The following is an 18,891-nucleotide window of genomic DNA, read 5'->3' as shown; positions in this document are numbered from 1 at the left end:
TAATGTCAATTCATTTCGTGATACAATGGACATAATCTGTTCAAGAGGTGAAAGTATGCTAACAGAAGAAAAAGAAGACTATCTCAAGGCGATTTTGAGTCATGATGGTGTAAACACGTACGTATCAAACAAAACACTCTCTCAGTTTTTGAATATTAAACCACCTTCTGTAAGTGAGATGGTAGGGCGACTGGAGAAAGAAGGATACGTCGAAACAAAACCGTATAAAGGTGTGAAGTTATCACCCGTTGGTTTGCGTTTTACATTGGATGTCATCAAGCGTCATCGTTTAATTGAGTTATTTTTAATAGAGGTTTTAGGTTACACATGGGAAGAAGTACACGCAGAAGCAGAAGTGTTAGAACATCGTGTTTCACCACTATTTGTCGATCGTTTAGATGCGTTATTAGAGTATCCAAAAACGTGTCCACACGGTGGTGTGATACCAAGAGACGAGTCATATGAAGAACTATACTGCACGTCTTTATTAGAATTCGATGAAGGGGATACTGTCACGATTCGACGTGTTCGTGATAAGACGGAGTTGCTCGTTTATCTATCAAGCCGAGCAATGTCAATTGGCGATGTTGCAACGATTAAACGTAAAGACGAAATTAATCAAATGCTAGAGTTACAAAGCAGTCAAGAAACGGTTATTTTAAGTTATAGCAATGCGAAAGTCATCTTTGGAGAAAAACTAGAAAATTAAAAAATGCGTACATCAACAGTGAGAAAATCATTGTGATGTACGCATTTTTTATAAAGTGAGTGTCGGCATATAAGTAATCAATGAGAACGTGTTAGGTGATATAAAAAGTTGTTGGGATAAAAAATAAACACTGGTACCATTAAGTAAAATCCATAATGCTGAAAAACAAAGTGTTGGGACATGTGTCAAATCGCGTAGTGCAGTACCGTCCCAATTAGGCTGTGGGCGTGCAAAGGTAAGTTGGGCAATCGTGATGGATGACTGAATCACTTCACCTAATAATGTGCCGAGCAACCAATGATATACAAGCATATAAATCAATGAATAGTTGTGTAAGTTTTCGGATTGTAAGCCGAGGTAGATAATACCACATAACAATACAATAATGATGATCGGTGCCATTTTTCGAGAAGTTACAATTGTGAAGTATAAAAAGATACCGACGTAGATTAAAATGAAAATAACACCTTGCCCTTTGCTTTGCATAATTAAGCCAATACTGAGCATGAGTGGGGGCATAATATAGCCACCAAGTGTTGTAAATATTTGCCCGATACGCGTTTTACTCTGTGTCACCGCATAGCCTTGTTGCCCTGTTGCTTGGCGTTCTCGCTGTGTCATGACAACAACGAAGTCTACAACACGACCACCACTCAAACGGTTGAATAATACATGACCGAATTCGTGCGTGAGGACAGGTAGATAGTTAAACGCAATACTCAACATAGACAAAATAGGATGTCTGCGATAGTAATAACTTAATAAATATATGCCAGTAATCGCTAAAAGTAATAATGTGTATATAGGAATCGGCGACGTAAGCCATGTGTGTTCATTCATAAATAGCGATCCTTTCTGTAAAAACATATTTATGTAGAGTATAACGTCAATTGTTGAGATTGGCTATGGACTATGGACGTATAAGTTTATAATTGTTTAATCATTTTTGCTGGGTTTCCACCGACCACTGTGCGTGCTGGCACATTTTTAGTGACAATACTGCCGGCTGCAATTGTCGCGCCTTGACCAATTGTAATACCTGGTAAAATAATAACACCAGCACCAATCCAAACATCATCTTCAACAACGATAGGTGCAGCATATTCAATGCCAGTGCGTCGTTCATCAGGATCTAACGGATGATTGATTGTAATCAGTTGGACGTTAGGACCGATTTTTACGTTATTGCCAATGGTAATCGTTGCGGCATCTAACCATGTGGAATTAGCATTAACATAAAAGTTATCGCCAACTGAAATATTTGTACCGTAATCAAAGTAAATTGTCGGTTCAATATAAAACGACTCAGATGTATGGGCGAATACGTCTTTAACAATGGCATGACGTTTATCAATACTATCAGCGTTGTTAATTTGTGTGCGGAAAATATGTGCTTGGCGGCGGGCGGCAATCAGTTCATCATCTTGTGGATTGTAATAAAAACCATGCTGTGGGTCGAATTCTTTTTTCATAGTAATAGCTCCTTGTCTTTATAAATTTAAAAAAGTATAACATAGAAAAAGAGACGTATAGAAATTTTATACAAGTGTTAGGATGTCATAAAAGACGAGATGAATTTTATGTCATTACGTGGTAAAGTGAAATCAATATAAAAGAGAACGACTAAGAAAGGGGATCTGTTGATGAATCATTCAACATCTCTAGAAAATGTATCTAATGATGCGTATAAACCACACAAACCCTATCAACGGGTCAATGTTTTAGGTGTCATGTTTGATAATGTGTCGATGGCAAGTATGCGACATGCCATTCTGTCATATAGTCAGACGAATACATCACATAATTTGTTTGTTGTGACGGCAAACCCAGAAATTGTACACTATGCTTCAGAAACACCAGCGTATCGACAGTTAATTGAGCGTGCAGATTACATTATTCCAGACGGCACAGGTATTGTGAAAGCAGCGAAATGGTTAGGAACGCCTTTACAAGAACGCGTGCCCGGTATCGAAGTGATGGAAATGTGTTTGGAAATTGCACAACAGGAAAGTAAACGCGTATTTTTATTAGGTGCAACCGATGAAGTCGTAGGTAAAGCGGTGCGTAAAATACAACAACAATATCCCAATACTGTCGTTGCAGGGCATCATGGTTTTTCAGCAATTGATGATATGTCAGTCGTTGAAGAAATTCGCGATTTTCAACCTGATTTTATTTTTGTAGGGATGGGCTATCCGAAGCAAGAACAATGGATAGAACACAATCGTCATCATTTTAAACATACCTTTATGATGGGGGTAGGTGGTTCGATTGATGTCTTTAGTGGACAAGTGAAGCGGGCACCACGCATTTGGCGTCAGCTGAACTTAGAGTGGCTCTATCGCAGTCTTAAAGACTTGAAGCGGATTAAACGCCTACAAAGAATACCAAAATTTGTCTGGGCAGTTTTAAAACAGAAAAAGAAGCGTTAAAAAAAGGCGGAGGCATGTTGGTGTTTCCGCCTTTTGGATTAATATTTTTTTGAAACGTGTTGCATTAATTTTTCAAACTCAGCATCGTTAATATTGGACTGTGTGAGTGTAATTAAATGCCCATCAGGATCTTTGATCGTCATTTCCTTCGCATTCCAAGGTTGTTCTGCTAATGGAGAAACCACGAACTTTGGTGAAATGCGCTGACCCTTTACTTCAATATCTTTAATGCTTAGGTTCAGGTAAACAGCATTTCCAACTTCAAAGTCATCGCTCGCAATCAACATGATATCTTGATATTTTTCTAATCGCAAATGATTCATAAGTACGTCATTTTTATCATTTCTAAACTTGAAAACACTTTTGAAACCAAGCGTCTTTTCGTACCATTTTGTTGCGTGTTCCATATCTTTGACAAGCAACTTGTTAAACATTGGCATCGGATAAAATTCCATCTCAATGCGCCACCTTTGTGTGTATATATTTAAAGCGTAGTTGGAAGACCGTATATTGATCTTCAACTACGTTGCCATTATTTAATCACAAAACGATTTTCATCTAATTGTTGACGAAAAGCTTTCTGTTCTTTTACCGATTTCTTTTTAAAGTCTTGTAGGAAAGCTTCATATTGAGGCATGACCTCATCCACAGTTCCAATTGCTTTTAGACGTCCGCCTTCAATCCACACGAGTTTATTACAAAAATCACGTACTTGACTTAAGTTGTGACTCACGAAGAAAATAGTCTTATCAGATTCTTTAAATTCATATATTTTGTTTAAACTTTTTTGTGTAAATGTTTGGTCACCAACAGACAATGCTTCATCAATCACAAGTATTTCAGGATCTACTGTCACACTAATAGAAAAACCGAGTTTTGAACGCATCCCACTCGAATACTTTTTCACAGGTTGATAAATAAATTCACCCAGCTCACTAAAGTCAATAATTTTAGGTGTGAGTTCTTTAATTTGTTGTTTGTTAAAGCCCATACACAACATTTTAAATTCAATATTTTCCATGCCTGTTAGGTTAGCATTGAGCCCGGCGTTAATTGCGATAACATTGACGTCACCATTGCGTTGGACATGTCCTTTGGTCGGTGTAAGCGAACCACCAATAATATTGCTGAGTGTTGACTTGCCGGATCCATTAATACCTACAAGTCCTATGACGTCACCAGCATATGCATCAAACGTAATGTCCTTTAATGCGTAAAACGTTTTGTTTTTATGGTTAGGTAAAATAGCGTCTTTAAAACGCTCTTTATTGTTACGGTATATACGATATTCTTTTGTAACGTGATCAATCGTAACGGTTGGTTTCATGTTTCTACAGTCCTTATCTTAAAATGATATAAAAAGTCATGAGTTTTACTTCCGTTTAGCCATGTATTTAGATTATAATATATTACTGAGTAGTTGTTAAATTTGTAATGCTATCAAAAACATACTATCTTTATAATAACTGAACAACTTAAATATCATACGAGTTGTTTTTCATTATAAAGAATACATGACGATGCGAAGTTTGTACAGTTGTTATACATTCGCAATATCGTACGTACGAAATGAAAGCGTGGTAAACGATGAATTCTGTTATAACAGTGTTAAAAGAGCATTTTAAAAGCTTTTACTTAATCCAAAGATTAGCGCAGTTCCAGTTAAAAATCGCAAATGATAGTAACTATTTAGGTCTAGCGTGGGAAATGATTAATCCAGTTATTCAAATCTTGGTGTACTGGTTTGTGTTTGGTTTTGGGATACGAAGCAACCATCCAATTGAGGGTGTACCATTTATTTATTGGCTCCTTGTAGGTATTAGTATGTGGTTCTTTATCAACCAAGGTGTTTTAGAAGGTACGAAATCTATCACAATGAAGTATAGTCAGGTTGCTAAGATGAACTTTCCACTATCTATCATACCGACATATTTCATTACAAGTAAGTTGTATGGTCATTTAGCATTGGTTGCATCAATTATCATTTTATGCATGATTGCAGGTATTATGCCATCAATCTATATTATTCAGTTATTTTTATATATACCATTTGCATATTTATTTACAACGGCAATATCTATATTAACGTCTACTTTGTGTGTGTTAGTACGCGATACACAAATGGCGATGCAAGCATTATTACGAGTACTCTTTTATGCGTCGCCAATTCTATGGGTGCCAATTGCAGGCTCAATTCCTGAAAAGGTTATGAAGTTAAACCCAATTTATTTTATTGCAGAAAGTTATCGTGCGGCAATTCTTTTTAAAGAATGGTATTTCATTACACATTGGGAGCTGGCACTGTACAACGTATTTGTTGTATTATTCGTTTTTGTAATCGGCTCTATGTTACACATGCGTTATAGAGATCAATTTGCTGACTTTATGTAATGACGTCAACCGCCTTCAATACAGATTGCTGTGTTGGAGGCGATTTGTATATTCAGCTTACTACTAAAATGAGGTGGAACGTATGATCCGTTTTATAATAAAAGAACTGTATGGTGTTGCTGTATCTTTTATACAGTTGCTATTCAAAAAACAACGTGTACAGAACCATCATGTTGTTGTGATGATGACGTTTAAAGAAGATGTATTACCTGTCATTGAGGCGTTATCCGAACGTGGCTTTCAAGTGACGGTTTTTACAAAAGAAGCATATTTTAAATCATTGGAAAATATGTCGAATGTGACGTATCAGTCCATTGCGCAACACAATGTGTATCGTCAACTTCGGGCGTTAACGTCGGCAAAAGTGATTGTTATTGATACGTATTACCACTTATTTGGTACTTTTAAGAAGCGAGCAGGACAGACGGTGATACAAACGTGGCATGCAGCTGGTGCTTTGAAAAACTTTGGCTTAGAAGATCATGCGGTCAATTTGCATGATCATAAAAGTGTGAAACAACATCAAGCGGTCTACAATAATACAGATAAATATTTAGTCGGCAGTCCGTTGATGGGAGAATGTTATAAACAGTCATTCGGTGCACAAACGTATCAATTTTTGAATGTAGGTTTACCACGTTTAACACACTATTTAAAATGTGATGTTTCAGAACAACAGAAACAACTTAAGCAACGGTTCGATATTAAAGGCAAAGTAGCAGTATATATGCCGACATATCGTGAAGCAGGTCAGGTAAATAGGATCATTGATAAGCAAGCGTTTGAACGTGAACTACCTGATTATACGCTGTTAAGTAAGTATCATCCTGCTGTTAAAGCACCTCATACTGAGCAAGACATTTCGTTAACGACGCCTGAATTATTAATGATTGCAGACGTTGTGATAACGGATTACAGTTCACTCGCTATCGAAGCAAGTTTTATTGACAAGCCTGCTATTTTTTACGTGTATGATGAAAAAGATTATGAACGTGTACGTGGTTTGAATCGCTTTTATTATGACATTCCAGAAGATTATAAAGTAACGACTGAAGCAGCGCTTTATAAACGTATGGCACAAGGACAGCTTCAGCCATTATTTAAAGATTGGCATACGTTTAATACGCCGAATAGTTTGAATCAACTGATGAACTATGTTGAAAAACTTGATCGTTCATAGGATGATTTGAGCAGTATGTGTAGTTATGCTATAATTTTGTAGATGTTATAGAATTGAATAGACTAAGGAGCTGTAGAGATGAAACGTGTGATTACTTATGGAACGTATGATCTTTTACACTACGGTCACATTGAATTATTACGCCGTGCACGTGAGTTAGGCGATTATTTAGTGGTGGCATTATCTAGTGATGAGTTTAACCAGATCAAGAATAAAAAATCATATTATGATTATGAGCAACGTAAGATGATGTTAGAGTCTATCCGATATGTTGACTTAGTTATTCCAGAATACGATTGGGACCAAAAGGTATCAGATGTTGAAAAGTACGATATTGATACGTTTGTGATGGGACACGATTGGGAAGGTGAATTTGACTTCTTAAAAGATCAGTGTGAAGTTATTTATTTAAAACGTACAGAAGGTATTTCAACAACACAAATTAAACAAGAATTATATGGCAAAGATGCAAAATAAAAAAACAAGCGTTCTTTTCTAGTTAAATAGAGAAGAGCGCTTGTTTTATGCGTTAATGTTTACGGAAACGCAACAAAATATAATAAATAATAATGCTGAAGAACATAACTAAAAAGAAAAGGCCGATTGTTGTTAAAACCGGGTGCGCGTCCCAACTTGATTTTACAACCGATTTAGAACCGTGAATGAAAGGTCTTTCTACTTTTACAGTAGGTGGGCCATACGCTTTTGAAATAAATTCACGTTGATAATCAATGTGTACTTTGCCATCATCAACGACAAATTGGTAAGGTGCTTTCATATCACGCGGGACGACATCGTAGAAATCTTCTGTAACATAATATTGTGTGCCGTTAATTTTATGATAGCCTTTTGATAAAATTTTACGATATTCATATTGATCAAACATGGCGTTAATCGTACTTGCACTCATCATATCACGTTGTTTTTCGCCGCCGAGATTGACATAGTCGCCAGCGCCTAGAATGACACTGTAAATACGGAAGTTACCTCGTTTGGTTGTAACGGTGCTATTATAATCGGCAACGTCACTTGATCCCGTTTTTAAACCATCTGTGCCAGGCACGCTCATATTCGCACCTTCCAGTAAATGGTTGAATGTATAATACGTAACAGCATGTTGTGTAGGGGCAACTTGTTTTGTGAATGCCAAGATGTCAGGTGTATCGGCAACGACATGTTGTGCTAAAATCGCATAGTCGTGTGCAGAAGTTACTGTTGATGTTTCCGATTGATAGCGTTCAGGTGCATATTCTTGGAGCAAATAATTTTCTGCACCTGTTGGATTGACGTAATGCGTATCCGTCATGCCGAGATTTTTGGCGGTGCTATTCATTAAGTCTACAAAGTCAGACGTGTTTTTTGACACTTCGTTAGCAAGAATCAATGATGCTGCGTTACTCGAAGCGGATACTGTAATTTGTAGTAACTCTGCAATCGTATAAGTCTCTCCAGGATATAGTTTCGTGTTGCTCAATTCTGGTAGTGTCGACATACGGTAGTGTTCGTCTGTAATTTTAACCGTATCTGTTAGAGAGAGTTTGCCTTCTTTTACAGTTTTCAATGTTAAGTACATCGTCATCAGCTTTGTCATTGACGCAGGATTCCATTGTTGATGGCCTTCATAGTCATAAAGAACTTGACCTGTATGACTAATGCTAACCAGTCCCTCAGGTTGGTAACGTTCGTCTACACCGTAACCATATTCCTGTGCGATTTCAACAGGCGTCTGTGTGTATGCTTGTGCAAAAGGTGTTATAATGGTCGTAGCGAAGAATACAACGACAATAGCATATATTAATTTTTTCATAAAAGTACTCCCTTAATACGCATCTGTAAATGCAAAATAACAGTCCAATTTTAGCATAAACAAGGAAGAAGATAAACGTGTTTACTCGATAACGTGTGTATAGCAATAGGGAAGGTCATGAAGGTGAAGGTCAGACAACCCGCACACTGCTGTCTGTGTGAGGGAAGTCTTATATTTACAATTTATTTAAATGAGGTATGCTGATTATGAAGTCGAACAATCCACTATTTTATTTACTAAAGAAGATTAAATGGCCAGTTGGTCTTATTATAATTGCTGTGATTATTTCTTCTTTAGGTAGTTTGAGTGGTCTATTAGTGCCATTATTTACAGGACAAATGGTTGATAAATTCACTTTGTCTTCCATTAATCCGTGGTTTATCGGCGCATTAATTGCCGTCTTTTTAGTGAACGCGGTTTTGAGTGGCGTAGGTTACTACTTACTCAACAAGATTGGTGAAAAGATGATTTATGCGATTCGTTCTGTGTTATGGCAACACATTATCCACTTAAAAATGCCTTTTTTTGATCAAAATGAGAGTGGTCAGTTGATGAGTCGTCTTACAGATGATACGAAAGTCATTAACGACTTTATCTCTCAAAAACTTCCGAATTTGTTTCCATCCATTATTACGCTAATAGGCTCGTTCATTATGCTATTCATTTTAGACTGGCAAATGACGTTAATGACATTTATTACGATTCCATTATTTGTCATTGTAATCATGCCGCTTGGAAAAGTGATGCAAAAAATCTCGAAAAATACACAAAATGAGATTGCAGAATTTAGCGGTTTGTTAGGGCGTGTCTTAACGGAAATGCGTCTTGTGAAAGTGTCTAACACTGAAAAGCTCGAGTTAGATAAAGCGCATAAAAACTTATCGGAAATTTATCGTCTCGGTTTGAAACAAGCGAAAATCGCTGCTGTGATTCAGCCAATATCCGGGATTATCATGTTAGCAACGATTGGTATTATTCTTGGTTTCGGTGGCTTGCGTATTGCGTCTGGTGCAATTTCAGCAGGAACGTTAGTAGCAATGATTTTCTACGTATTGAACTTATCAATGCCACTTATTAATTTATCAACACTTGTGACTGATTATAAAAAGGCGGTTGGTGCAAGTAGTCGAATTGATGAAATTTTACATGAACCTTTAGAAAATATTACAGCACCTAGTAAGGCGGAGAACATTCCTTCAGGCGATATGACATTCGACCATGTGTCGTTTGGTTACGATGCACAGCCTGTTTTACAAGATGTTTCATTTCGCATAGCGCCAGGTGATGTAACGGCCTTTGTCGGGCCTTCTGGTTCAGGGAAAAGTACGATTTTCAGCTTGATTGAACGCATGTATGATGTGACTGAAGGGGATATTACATATCATGATACTTCTATTTACCAACTGCCATTGACGGACTGGCGTCGTAAAATTGGTTATGTGATGCAAAGCAATGCAATGATGAATGGAACGATTCGCGATAATATTTTGTATGGTATTGAGCGAGAAGTGCCCGACGAAGAATTGATGCATTATGCACGTTTGGCACATTGTCACGATTTTATTATGGACTTTGAACAAGGTTACGACACAATTGTTGGTGAACGTGGTTTGAAGTTATCTGGAGGTCAACGACAACGTATTGATATTGCACACAGCTTTGTTAAAAACCCAGATATTCTACTTCTAGATGAGGCAACAGCTAACTTAGATAGTGAAAGTGAACGTAAAATACAAGAAGCATTGGATACATTGATGGCGAATCGAACAACGATTGTCATTGCTCATCGCTTGTCTACGATTAAAAAAGCAGGTCAAATTATCTTCTTGGACCAAGGGAAGGTAACGGGCGTTGGACGTCATGAAACATTGATGCAAGCACATGCGAAATATCAACAATTTGTTGAAACGCAAAGTTTAACACAACAATAAATATATAAGGAAAAGCCCTTTATGCACCGACCGCACAAAGGGCTTTTTTTAAGGGATGTATCACTGTAAATGTTTAGGAAGTTTCTCAGTTGGACAGTGTTGATCGCTACCACAAGCACTACACTTACCTTGTTTTGAGCGTTTAATATAGCGAACTAAAACAAATGTAGAGTAGCCGACAATCAGTGCGACAAGCAGTAAATTAACCAATAGTGTCATGATGTAACCTCCTTATATAAATAACGAACCGATTTGGTAAATAGCCATTGAGATGAGATACGCAATTGCAAATGGATACGTCCCTGCGAATAATGTCCATTTCCATGATGTTGTTTCTTTACGAATCGTTGCAATTGTTGCTAAACATGGCACGTATAACAAAATAAATACCATAAACGAATAAGCAGAGAGTGCTGTGAAATGTGTTGAAACCATTGAAACTAGGGCGTCATCATTCACGGCGTAAATAATTGCCATAGCACTGACAATAACTTCTTTCGCTAAAAAGCCTGGTATTAATGTTGCAGCGGCTTGCCATGAGCTGAAGCCGAGTGGTACAAGAATTGGTGCAATCGCTGCGCCAATCATGTGTAAGAAACTTTCTTCAATCGGAACATCAATACCACTTGGCCCTGTGTAATTGAGTAACCAAATAATGACTGAACCGGCGAAGATAAACGTCCCTGCTTTTTTAACGAAACCTTTACCTTTCTCCCAAGTACTTCGCCACAATGTTTTAATAGATGGTAAGCGGTATGGTGGGAGTTCCACGACAAAGATAGACGTATCTTTTTTAAGGACTGTTTTTGAAAGGATCCAACTAACGAATAGTGCTACGACGATGCCGAGCACATATAAGCTCAAGACAACAAACGCTTGATTTTGCGCAAAGAAGATACCGACAAATAGCGCATATACCGGTAAACGTGCAGAACACGACATAAACGGCGCAATTAAAATCGTTGTGAGACGTTCTTTTTCTTCTTCAATACTACGTGCAGCCATAATCCCAGGAACGTTACAACCAAAGCCAATAATCATAGGGATAAATGACTTCCCATTAAGTCCAAAGCTTTCCATAGTGCGGTCCATAATCACTGCGATACGTGCCATATAGCCAGAGTCTTCAAGCAATGAGATAAAGAAGAATAGCACGAGAATTTGTGGGACGAATACGAGTACGCCGCCGACACCAGCGATAATGCCATCAGTGACAAGGTCTTGTAACGCTGGATAAATACCGATAGCGCCCATCGTTTGTTTTGCAAAGTCTGTTAACGGACCACCAAAAAATTCGTCTAAACGGTCGGATAACGGTGTCCCAATCCATGTGAACGTCGTTTGGAAAATCAGCCACATAATACCGAGAAAAATCGGAATACCTAAGACTTTATGCGTTAATAATGCATCGACACGTTCCGTTAAGTGATGTTTACGTGCGTCTGGATAAGTGACGCTATCTGCTAACAAGTCATTAATATAATCTTGTCGACGTTGTTGAATATGTTGGGCGATGTCGACATGTGCAAGTGCTGTAAAAGATGCGATAGTTGCATCAAGTTGTTCGCATAGCTCAGTACCGAAATACGTTTGAACTGTCGGATTGCCCAATAAATATTGAATCGCCAAAAAGCGATAATGTTTTTGTGCTAATGAGAGTGATTCTGGTAATTGTGCAACCAATACGTTAATGACAGCTTCTATATCCTGTCCGTAGTCAATCATAAGTGGGCGTCTTGACGATACATGATGATCGCTTAACGCTTTTAACACTTCACTACTTCCTTTGCCTGTACGGGCGATAACGGGAATGATTGGCGTACGCAACTGTGTCATTAACTTTTGATGATCAATGCGAATACCACGTTTGCTTGCGACGTCTACCATGTTCAATCCGATAAGCAGTGGGGCACCAAATTCCATTAATTGAATGGTTAAATTAAAGTTTCGTTCAATTTGTGCGGCATCAATAATATTGACCATGCCATCAAACTGTTCGTTTAATAGATAATTTGTTACGACTGTTTCATCTCGAGAAATCGGTACGAGGTCATAAATACCCGGTAAATCAACTAACTGACCGGACTTTTGTTTCAGTTGTCCGACTTTCTTTTCAACTGTTACACCGCTCCAGTTGCCGACATATTCATAAGAACCAGTCAGGGCATTGAACAAAGAAGTTTTACCAACGTTAGGATTTCCTAAGATACAATATGTGCTACTCATGTGAATACTCCAAACGAATATCGCAGGCATCACAGTTGCGGACACAAATTTGCTGTCCGTTAACATTTAGCGTACAAGGTCCTTTGAATAGGCCTTTTTGATGAATAGATACTTCACAGCCTTCGATACAACCAAGTGCGCGTAATCGGTGTTTTAATTGCATATTTTGTGTGTTTAAAGATTTTATACGATAGGGTGTGCCGACTTCGGCATTTGCTACATGAATCATCGAATCACCTGCTTCTTAAACATTAATGATAATCATTTTCAATTATTAGGATACCTTTATTTCAAGTAGGGTGCAATAGAAATTCGAGGTCAAATGTGTAAAATTATCGAAAAATGAAAGGGAATTCAGAGTATTATCTTAGAAAAACAAAAGAGAACTTATGAATGGCGATTTAATCAAATTGTGCATTTGCCTTATAAGTGCTATTAGGGTCCTCTTCGTGTAATGAGGACGTAAAAATATTTTTATTATTGTGTAGGAATTTATTGTTCTGCTCACAAATTGCATTTTCACAATTTATAGCACATGGTATAATAACGTTGTTTTCATATAAACTATTGGAAAGGTTAGAGGTAGGGTTATGTTCTTATTAATCAATATCATAGGTTTGCTCGTGTTTTTAGGTGTTGCCGTTATTTTCTCACGTGACCGTAAAAACATTCAGTGGGGGTCTGTTGGTGTTTTAGTTGTACTTAACTTAATCTTGGCTTGTTTTTTTGTGTATTTCCCAGCAGGTACATTTGTCGTTGAAAAAGCTGCAGCAGGTATTTCTTGGGTAATTGACGCAGCGTTCTCAGGGATTGGCTTTGCATTTCGTAGTTTTACAGCAACGAAAGAAATGGATATGGCAGTTGCTGCATTAATGCCAATTCTGTTAGTTGTACCACTTTTTGATATTTTAATGTATTTAGGCGTTTTACCATGGATTATTCGTGCGATCGGTTGGGTGCTTGCGAAAGTCACACGTCAACCAAAGTTTGAATCTTTCTTCGGTATTGAAATGATGTTTTTAGGGAATACAGAGGCATTAGCCGTTTCAAGCGAACAGTTAAAACGCATGAATGAAGCACGCGTATTAACGATTGCGATGATGTCAATGAGTTCAGTATCAGGTGCAATTGTTGGGGCATATGTCACAATGATTCCGGGTGAACTTGTATTAACAGCCATTCCGTTGAATATCGTCAATGCGATGATTGTGGCGTCTATTTTAAACCCAGTGAAGTTAGAAGCGACTGAAGATGTCATTTATGATTTGCGTTCAAATGAAACGCGCCAACCATTCTTCTCGTTTCTAGGCGACTCGGTTCTTAATGCAGGGAAATTAGTACTGATTATTATCGCCTTTGTAATTAGTTTTGTTGCATTGGCTGAGTTAGCAGATCGTTTAATTCACCTGATTACAGGTGGTTTAGCGTCAGTGATGCACCTTAAAGGTAGTTTCGGCTTAAACCAAATTTTAGGTGTCTTCATGTGGCCATTTGCATTATTACTCGGTTTACCATTTGAAGAGGCATGGCCAGTAGCACAACAAATGGCGAAGAAAATTGTAACGAATGAATTTGTTGTTATGGGTGAAATCGCTGGTGAAGTAAATAACTACGATCCACATCGTCGTGCCGTTATTTCAACATTCTTAATCTCATTCGCAAACTTCTCAACAATTGGTATGATTATTGGTACATTGAAAGGGATTGTAAATGAAAAAACATCTGACTTTGTATCTAAATATGTGCCTATGATGTTACTTGCGGGGATTTTAGTATCATTGTTAACAGCAGGCTTTGTTGGTTTATTTGCATGGTAAAAAGTTAAGGAGATATAACACGTTCGTCATCATTTAAGGGGCGGACGTGCTTTTTTATGCAAAGAAAAAGACGTAAACGCAGTGTTATCGCTACGTGTACATCTTTTACGGGAAATAAATCTTTAAGGTAGGTACTCGAGCCAATACCTACCTATGAGCAAAACTATTCTCACTATAAACAACACAAAGGAGATATCCTATTTGTTGCATAAAACAACCAATAAGGTAATTTTAATTATACAGAAGGTGCTACAATAAGTAAACTAAAAAATCAGAAAATTTATTGTTTATTTCAGTAATTATTGAAAAGTCACACAACGCGGTTTCGTTTTGTGACAATTGTGTGATAGTATGGCTTATGATAAGGGAATTTTAGATGAAAGGTGTGATTGGGTGAAACGTACGGTTAGGGATTTAACATTAGTGCTCGTCGGCGCGTTTATATTTGCAGTCGGCGTCAATGCGTTTATTATTGCTGGAGACTTGGGTGAAGGTGGCGTCACAGGTTTGGCGATTATCTTCTACTATGCCTTCCATATCTCACCGGCTGTCACAAACTTAGTCGTGAATGCGGTATTGATTGTGATTGGTTATAAGTTTTTGAGCAAGCGTAGCATGTATTTAACAATTGTTGCGACAGTGTTTATTTCACTGTTTTTGAGCTTAACTGAAACATGGCAAGTGCACACCGACAATATTTTGATTAATGCGGTATTCGGTGGCTCAGCTGTGGGTCTCGGTATCGGCGTGATTGTTTTAGCAGGCGGTACAACAGCCGGAACAACGATTTTGGCACGTATTGCGCATAAATATTTAGATGTTAGTACGCCTTATGCCTTGTTGTTTTTCGACTTGATTGTCGTTGTTATCTCGCTCACTGTAATGCCGTTAGAACGTGCGCTTGTGACGGTTATTAGCCTTTATATCGGTACGAAAATAATGGACTTCGTTATTGAAGGTTTAAATCCGAAAAAGGCTGTGACAATTATTTCTAAGTCGCCCGATCGCATCGCTAAAATGATTGATGAAGACATCGGTCGTGGTATTACAATTTTAAATGGTCGAGGTTATTTTTCAAAAAGAGAGACAGATGTGTTATATGCGGTTATTAGTAAAACGCAATTATCACGTACAAAACGCATGATTCGTAAAATTGATGAGAACGCCTTTGTCGTTGTTCATGATGTGCGTGATGTCTATGGGAATGGTTTCTGGGTAGAAGATTAAAACTGCATATGATAACAAATTAATAACGTATAAATAAATTAAAGTGGTATGTGTGGATTGTCATGCATGCCACTTTTGTTGCATTACGTGACGAAATATGCGTGGCTGTATAAACAGTTAGTCATACGACAGAAAAAATGATATAATACGGCAAGTATGATAATCATTCTCAATACGATTGAAAATATTTACATATATGAGATGTATTAAATAGAGAAAGAGGGAGCATAATGAGCAGATTAACGGGGAAAGAGGTAACAATTGGATACGGCGATCGCGTGATTGTTAACAACTTAGATGTCACAATACCCGATGGTCAAATCACATCAATCATTGGACCGAATGGCTGTGGGAAGTCAACGTTGCTAAAAGCATTGTCACGTCTATTGAATACAAAAAGTGGCGAAATTTGTTTGGACGGCAAGAATATCCAAACGCAACCTACGAAAGAAGTCGCGAAAAAAATTGCTATTTTACCGCAATCACCAGATGTTGCAGACGGTTTAACAGCAGGAGAATTGGTGTCATATGGGCGTTTTCCACATCAAAAAGGGTTCGGAAGATTAAGTGAACAAGATAAAAAAGAGATTGATTGGGCGATGCGTGTAACAGGAACACTTGACTTTAAACATCGCGCGGTCAATGACTTAAGTGGTGGGCAAAGACAACGTGTATGGATTGCAATGGCTTTAGCACAAAAAACAGATATTATCTTTTTAGATGAACCTACGACTTATTTAGACATTTCACATCAGTTGGAGATACTTGAACTTGTGCAAGAGTTAAATGAGGAACACGGCACAACAATCATTATGGTATTACATGATATTAACCAAGCGATTCGTTTCTCAGACCACCTCATTGCGATGAAAAAAGGTGAAATTATTAAGCAAGGGGAAACACATGAAGTGTTGAACAATGAAATATTAGAAGAAGTTTTCAATATCGATGCGGAATTAAGTACCGATCCACGCACAGGAAAGCCAATGTTAGTCACATACAATCTATTATGTAAACACTATGAAAAACTATAAAAGAAATATAGAGGAAGTCATGAATGAAAAGAAAACAAATTAGCAACCTTAATTTTTCGTTGCAGTTTTTATTAGGCTTGATCGTCTTATGTGCGGTATTTATGTTATCTGTCGTACTTGGCGAAGCACGTGTTCATGTTGCAACGATTATTGAAGCGATTGTCCATTATGACCCGACGAATCAAGCGCACAACGTGATTTCAGAAATTCGGATACCACGTAATATTGGTGCGGTATTAGTCGGTGTATCACTTGCAACTGCAGGTGCAGTGATTCAAGGGGTTACAAAAAATGGTCTCGCAGATCCAAGTCTTATCGGTTTAAACTCTGGTGCGGCGTTTGCGTTAGCGACGACTTTTGCATTTTATCCAGGTGCCCCGTTTTTAGTATTGATTTTTGCAGGATTTATCGGTGCTGTATTTGGTGGGATGGTCGTATTAATGATTGGTTCTTCTCGACGTGACGGTTTCAATCCAATGCGTCTTATCCTTGCAGGTGCAGCTGTCAGTGCGTTGCTAACAGCGCTGAGTCAAGGGATTGCTTTAATTTTCCGTTTAAATCAATCAATTAATTTTTGGAGCGCAGGCGGTGTGTCAGGTACGAACTGGCAACAAGTATTGATTAGTGCGCCTATTATTTTCTTGGCGATTACACTTCTTATTTTTATGAGCAGACAACTCACAATATTGAGTCTTGGAGATGCCCTCGCTTCTGGGCTCGGACAAAATGTTAAAATGATTCGTTTCGTGAGTTTACTGCTTACGATGCTACTTGCCGGTATTTCGGTAGCGATGGTCGGGCAAATTGCCTTTGTCGGTTTAATCGTGCCGCACATTGTACGTTTTCTAGTCGGGACAGACTATGTGAAAGTTCTTCCGATGGCTGCTGTGTTAGGTGGTATTCTTGTCTTATCAGCAGATTTATTAGCACGCATGCTCGGTGAAGCGCCTATGAGTGCGATTATTTCGTTTATCGGCGTTCCGTACTTTTTATATCTTATTCGCAGAGGGGGACGTACGATATGATCCATCCAAAGCATAAATTGAAACAGCGTATCGCTTTAACAGGCGCAATTGTTGTACTCGCTGCTGCGATTGTGTGGAGTATGACAACAGGTGAGTATGCTATGTCATTCACACAAATTATGCAAACGTTGCTCGGTAATGGGGAATATGCAGATGAGTTAATTTTAATTGATTTTCGTTTGCCACGCGTATTGATTACATTACTTGCCGGTATGGCATTAAGCATGAGTGGTGCGGTTTTACAAAGTGTGACGAAAAATCCATTGGCAGAACCGGGGATTTTAGGTATTAATGCAGGAAGCGGTTTTGCAATTGCTTTGTTTATCGCCATTGGACAAATTAACGCAGATGATTTTGTCTACGTATTACCGTTGATTAGTATGGTCGGTGGCTTATTAACAGCACTGTTTATTTTTACATTTAGTTATAGTGGCGAGAAAGGATTGTCGCCAGCAAGTATGGTTCTCGTCGGTGTCGGCGTTTCAACAGCATTATCAGGTGGGGCATTGACGATTATGTCGACATTTGATCGTGATCAGTCGGAATTTATTGCGACATGGCTAGCAGGAAATATATGGGGGGATAGTTGGCCGTTTGTTTGGGTCTTCTTACCTTGGCTCGTTGTGCTGATTCCGTTTCTATTCTATAAAGCAGAGACGCTGAATATTCTACATACGAATGAAAATACAGCGATTGGTCTGGGTGTTGCATTAAATAGAGAGCGTTTAGTGCTCGTTTTTATTGCCGTCCTATTGTCATCTGCCGCCGTATCGGTAGCCGGTGCAATCGGGTTTATCGGACTGATGGGGCCACACATTGCCAAATCTATCGTCGGACCACGTCATCAACTCTTTTTACCGATTGCATTGATTGTCGGCGCATTACTTCTTGTTATCTCAGATACGATTGGGAAAATTGTTTTACAACCGACCGGCGTGCCAGCAGGTGTGATTGTTGCCATTATCGGAGCACCGTATTTCTTATATTTGATGTATCGAACACGTGCGTTTTAGCTAGTAAACGAATATCATGTCAAATTGTCGCATGATGTACGAGCGATAATTTGCGTTTTATGTTACACTAGTAATACTTATATTTAGATAGTTGTTCGG

At 38.2% G+C, this 18,891-nt stretch carries 19 protein-coding genes; 11 read left to right on the top strand and 8 right to left on the bottom strand.

What is annotated here, in order from left to right; genetic code table 11:
• Positions 1 to 55 precede the first annotated feature (55 nt).
• The gene (locus TP70_RS06150) at positions 56 to 709 is read left to right on the top strand and encodes a metal-dependent transcriptional regulator (protein ID WP_044360352.1); all 654 of its coding nucleotides are present in this window, start codon (positions 56 to 58) and stop codon (positions 707 to 709) included.
• 48 nt (positions 710 to 757) lie between these two features.
• On the opposite strand, the gene TP70_RS06145 is transcribed toward TP70_RS06150, so the two are convergent.
• Positions 758 to 1,549: a M50 family metallopeptidase gene (locus tag TP70_RS06145; protein ID WP_044360351.1), complete on the bottom strand. Its 792-nt coding sequence runs from the start codon at positions 1,547 to 1,549 to the stop codon at positions 758 to 760.
• An 86-nt stretch (positions 1,550 to 1,635) separates the two neighbouring features.
• Positions 1,636 to 2,181, bottom strand: coding sequence for a sugar O-acetyltransferase (locus TP70_RS06140; protein ID WP_044360350.1), 546 nt, complete (start codon positions 2,179 to 2,181; stop codon positions 1,636 to 1,638).
• Positions 2,182 to 2,352: 171 nt separating this feature from the next.
• On the opposite strand from TP70_RS06140, the gene tarA reads away from it, so the two are divergent.
• Positions 2,353 to 3,141, top strand: coding sequence for an N-acetylglucosaminyldiphosphoundecaprenol N-acetyl-beta-D-mannosaminyltransferase TarA (tarA, locus tag TP70_RS06135; RefSeq protein WP_084207661.1), 789 nt, complete (start codon positions 2,353 to 2,355; stop codon positions 3,139 to 3,141).
• A 38-nt stretch (positions 3,142 to 3,179) separates the two neighbouring features.
• Here the strand turns inward: tarA and TP70_RS06130 are convergent, their stop codons facing one another.
• Together TP70_RS06130 and tagH are read right to left on the bottom strand one after the other, a co-directional pair.
• On the bottom strand, positions 3,180 to 3,596 hold the full coding sequence (locus tag TP70_RS06130) for a VOC family protein (RefSeq protein WP_044360349.1): 417 nt from the start codon (positions 3,594 to 3,596) through the stop codon (positions 3,180 to 3,182).
• Between the two features lie 77 nt (positions 3,597 to 3,673).
• A complete protein-coding gene (tagH, locus tag TP70_RS06125; RefSeq protein ID WP_044360348.1) occupies positions 3,674 to 4,468 on the bottom strand; it encodes a teichoic acids export ABC transporter ATP-binding subunit TagH in 795 nt (264 codons plus the stop codon).
• A gap of 260 nt (positions 4,469 to 4,728) precedes the next feature.
• Between tagH and TP70_RS06120 the strand changes: the two genes are divergently transcribed.
• From TP70_RS06120 to tagD, 3 genes are all read left to right on the top strand, one after another.
• Entirely contained in the window at positions 4,729 to 5,532 is an 804-nt protein-coding gene (locus TP70_RS06120) for an ABC transporter permease (protein ID WP_044360347.1), read from the top strand.
• 82 nt (positions 5,533 to 5,614) lie between these two features.
• Positions 5,615 to 6,712, top strand: a complete 1,098-nt coding sequence (gene tarB / locus TP70_RS06115; RefSeq protein WP_044360346.1) for a teichoic acid glycerol-phosphate primase TarB — start codon at positions 5,615 to 5,617, stop codon at positions 6,710 to 6,712.
• A 78-nt stretch (positions 6,713 to 6,790) separates the two neighbouring features.
• A complete protein-coding gene (tagD, locus tag TP70_RS06110) occupies positions 6,791 to 7,189 on the top strand; it encodes a glycerol-3-phosphate cytidylyltransferase (protein ID WP_044360344.1) in 399 nt (132 codons plus the stop codon).
• Positions 7,190 to 7,241: 52 nt separating this feature from the next.
• Here the strand turns inward: tagD and pbp4 are convergent, their stop codons facing one another.
• The gene (gene pbp4, locus TP70_RS06105) at positions 7,242 to 8,519 is read right to left on the bottom strand and encodes a penicillin-binding protein PBP4 (RefSeq protein ID WP_044360342.1); all 1,278 of its coding nucleotides are present in this window, start codon (positions 8,517 to 8,519) and stop codon (positions 7,242 to 7,244) included.
• Positions 8,520 to 8,725: 206 nt separating this feature from the next.
• Between pbp4 and TP70_RS06100 the strand changes: the two genes are divergently transcribed.
• Entirely contained in the window at positions 8,726 to 10,450 is a 1,725-nt protein-coding gene (locus tag TP70_RS06100) for an ABC transporter ATP-binding protein (RefSeq protein ID WP_044360340.1), read from the top strand.
• A 60-nt stretch (positions 10,451 to 10,510) separates the two neighbouring features.
• On the opposite strand, the gene TP70_RS06095 is transcribed toward TP70_RS06100, so the two are convergent.
• From TP70_RS06095 to TP70_RS06085, 3 genes are read right to left on the bottom strand one after another with little or no spacing between them, the layout of a single operon-like run.
• Positions 10,511 to 10,669 (bottom strand): FeoB-associated Cys-rich membrane protein, encoded by a 159-nt coding sequence (locus TP70_RS06095; protein WP_044360339.1) that lies wholly within the window; start codon positions 10,667 to 10,669, stop codon positions 10,511 to 10,513.
• A gap of 12 nt (positions 10,670 to 10,681) precedes the next feature.
• Complete coding sequence (gene feoB, locus TP70_RS06090; RefSeq protein WP_044360338.1) at positions 10,682 to 12,676, bottom strand: ferrous iron transport protein B; 1,995 nt, start codon at positions 12,674 to 12,676, stop codon at positions 10,682 to 10,684.
• Positions 12,669 to 12,905, bottom strand: coding sequence for a FeoA family protein (locus tag TP70_RS06085; protein WP_044360337.1), 237 nt, complete (start codon positions 12,903 to 12,905; stop codon positions 12,669 to 12,671). Before TP70_RS06085 ends, feoB begins: the two co-directional genes overlap by 8 nt.
• A 361-nt stretch (positions 12,906 to 13,266) precedes the next feature.
• Here TP70_RS06085 and TP70_RS06080 point away from each other — a divergent pair, with 361 nt between their 5' ends.
• From TP70_RS06080 to TP70_RS06060, 5 genes are all read left to right on the top strand, one after another.
• On the top strand, positions 13,267 to 14,493 hold the full coding sequence (locus TP70_RS06080) for a NupC/NupG family nucleoside CNT transporter (protein WP_044360336.1): 1,227 nt from the start codon (positions 13,267 to 13,269) through the stop codon (positions 14,491 to 14,493).
• Positions 14,494 to 14,886: 393 nt separating this feature from the next.
• Entirely contained in the window at positions 14,887 to 15,720 is an 834-nt protein-coding gene (locus tag TP70_RS06075; RefSeq protein ID WP_044360335.1) for a YitT family protein, read from the top strand.
• A gap of 230 nt (positions 15,721 to 15,950) precedes the next feature.
• Positions 15,951 to 16,754: an ABC transporter ATP-binding protein gene (locus tag TP70_RS06070; RefSeq protein WP_044360334.1), complete on the top strand. Its 804-nt coding sequence runs from the start codon at positions 15,951 to 15,953 to the stop codon at positions 16,752 to 16,754.
• 23 nt (positions 16,755 to 16,777) lie between these two features.
• Positions 16,778 to 17,779, top strand: a complete 1,002-nt coding sequence (locus TP70_RS06065) for a FecCD family ABC transporter permease (RefSeq protein ID WP_044360333.1) — start codon at positions 16,778 to 16,780, stop codon at positions 17,777 to 17,779.
• Positions 17,776 to 18,792 carry a FecCD family ABC transporter permease gene (locus TP70_RS06060; RefSeq protein WP_044360331.1) on the top strand — a complete coding sequence of 339 codons (1,017 nt, stop codon included), beginning with the start codon at positions 17,776 to 17,778 and terminating at the stop codon, positions 18,790 to 18,792. Before TP70_RS06065 ends, TP70_RS06060 begins: the two co-directional genes overlap by 4 nt.
• The last annotated feature ends 99 nt before the right edge of the window (positions 18,793 to 18,891 follow it).

It is taken from the genome of Staphylococcus microti (genome assembly GCF_000934465.1).
Lineage (GTDB): Bacteria > Bacillota > Bacilli > Staphylococcales > Staphylococcaceae > Staphylococcus > Staphylococcus microti.
This window is presented reverse-complemented; position numbering and strand designations above follow the sequence as displayed.

What these genes read in the sequence shown, in the direction of transcription:
- TP70_RS06150 (WP_044360352.1), top strand. Translation starts at nt 56, where the DNA reads ATGCTAACAGAAGAAAAAGAAGACTATCTCAAGGCGATTTTGAGTCAT.
- TP70_RS06145 (WP_044360351.1), bottom strand. Translation starts at nt 1,549, where the DNA reads ATGAATGAACACACATGGCTTACGTCGCCGATTCCTATATACACATTA.
- TP70_RS06140 (WP_044360350.1), bottom strand. Translation starts at nt 2,181, where the DNA reads ATGAAAAAAGAATTCGACCCACAGCATGGTTTTTATTACAATCCACAA.
- tarA (WP_084207661.1), top strand. Translation starts at nt 2,353, where the DNA reads ATGAATCATTCAACATCTCTAGAAAATGTATCTAATGATGCGTATAAA.
- TP70_RS06130 (WP_044360349.1), bottom strand. Translation starts at nt 3,596, where the DNA reads ATGGAATTTTATCCGATGCCAATGTTTAACAAGTTGCTTGTCAAAGAT.
- tagH (WP_044360348.1), bottom strand. Translation starts at nt 4,468, where the DNA reads ATGAAACCAACCGTTACGATTGATCACGTTACAAAAGAATATCGTATA.
- TP70_RS06120 (WP_044360347.1), top strand. Translation starts at nt 4,729, where the DNA reads ATGAATTCTGTTATAACAGTGTTAAAAGAGCATTTTAAAAGCTTTTAC.
- tarB (WP_044360346.1), top strand. Translation starts at nt 5,615, where the DNA reads ATGATCCGTTTTATAATAAAAGAACTGTATGGTGTTGCTGTATCTTTT.
- tagD (WP_044360344.1), top strand. Translation starts at nt 6,791, where the DNA reads ATGAAACGTGTGATTACTTATGGAACGTATGATCTTTTACACTACGGT.
- pbp4 (WP_044360342.1), bottom strand. Translation starts at nt 8,519, where the DNA reads ATGAAAAAATTAATATATGCTATTGTCGTTGTATTCTTCGCTACGACC.
- TP70_RS06100 (WP_044360340.1), top strand. Translation starts at nt 8,726, where the DNA reads ATGAAGTCGAACAATCCACTATTTTATTTACTAAAGAAGATTAAATGG.
- TP70_RS06095 (WP_044360339.1), bottom strand. Translation starts at nt 10,669, where the DNA reads ATGACACTATTGGTTAATTTACTGCTTGTCGCACTGATTGTCGGCTAC.
- feoB (WP_044360338.1), bottom strand. Translation starts at nt 12,676, where the DNA reads ATGAGTAGCACATATTGTATCTTAGGAAATCCTAACGTTGGTAAAACT.
- TP70_RS06085 (WP_044360337.1), bottom strand. Translation starts at nt 12,905, where the DNA reads ATGATTCATGTAGCAAATGCCGAAGTCGGCACACCCTATCGTATAAAA.
- TP70_RS06080 (WP_044360336.1), top strand. Translation starts at nt 13,267, where the DNA reads ATGTTCTTATTAATCAATATCATAGGTTTGCTCGTGTTTTTAGGTGTT.
- TP70_RS06070 (WP_044360334.1), top strand. Translation starts at nt 15,951, where the DNA reads ATGAGCAGATTAACGGGGAAAGAGGTAACAATTGGATACGGCGATCGC.
- TP70_RS06065 (WP_044360333.1), top strand. Translation starts at nt 16,778, where the DNA reads ATGAAAAGAAAACAAATTAGCAACCTTAATTTTTCGTTGCAGTTTTTA.
- TP70_RS06060 (WP_044360331.1), top strand. Translation starts at nt 17,776, where the DNA reads ATGATCCATCCAAAGCATAAATTGAAACAGCGTATCGCTTTAACAGGC.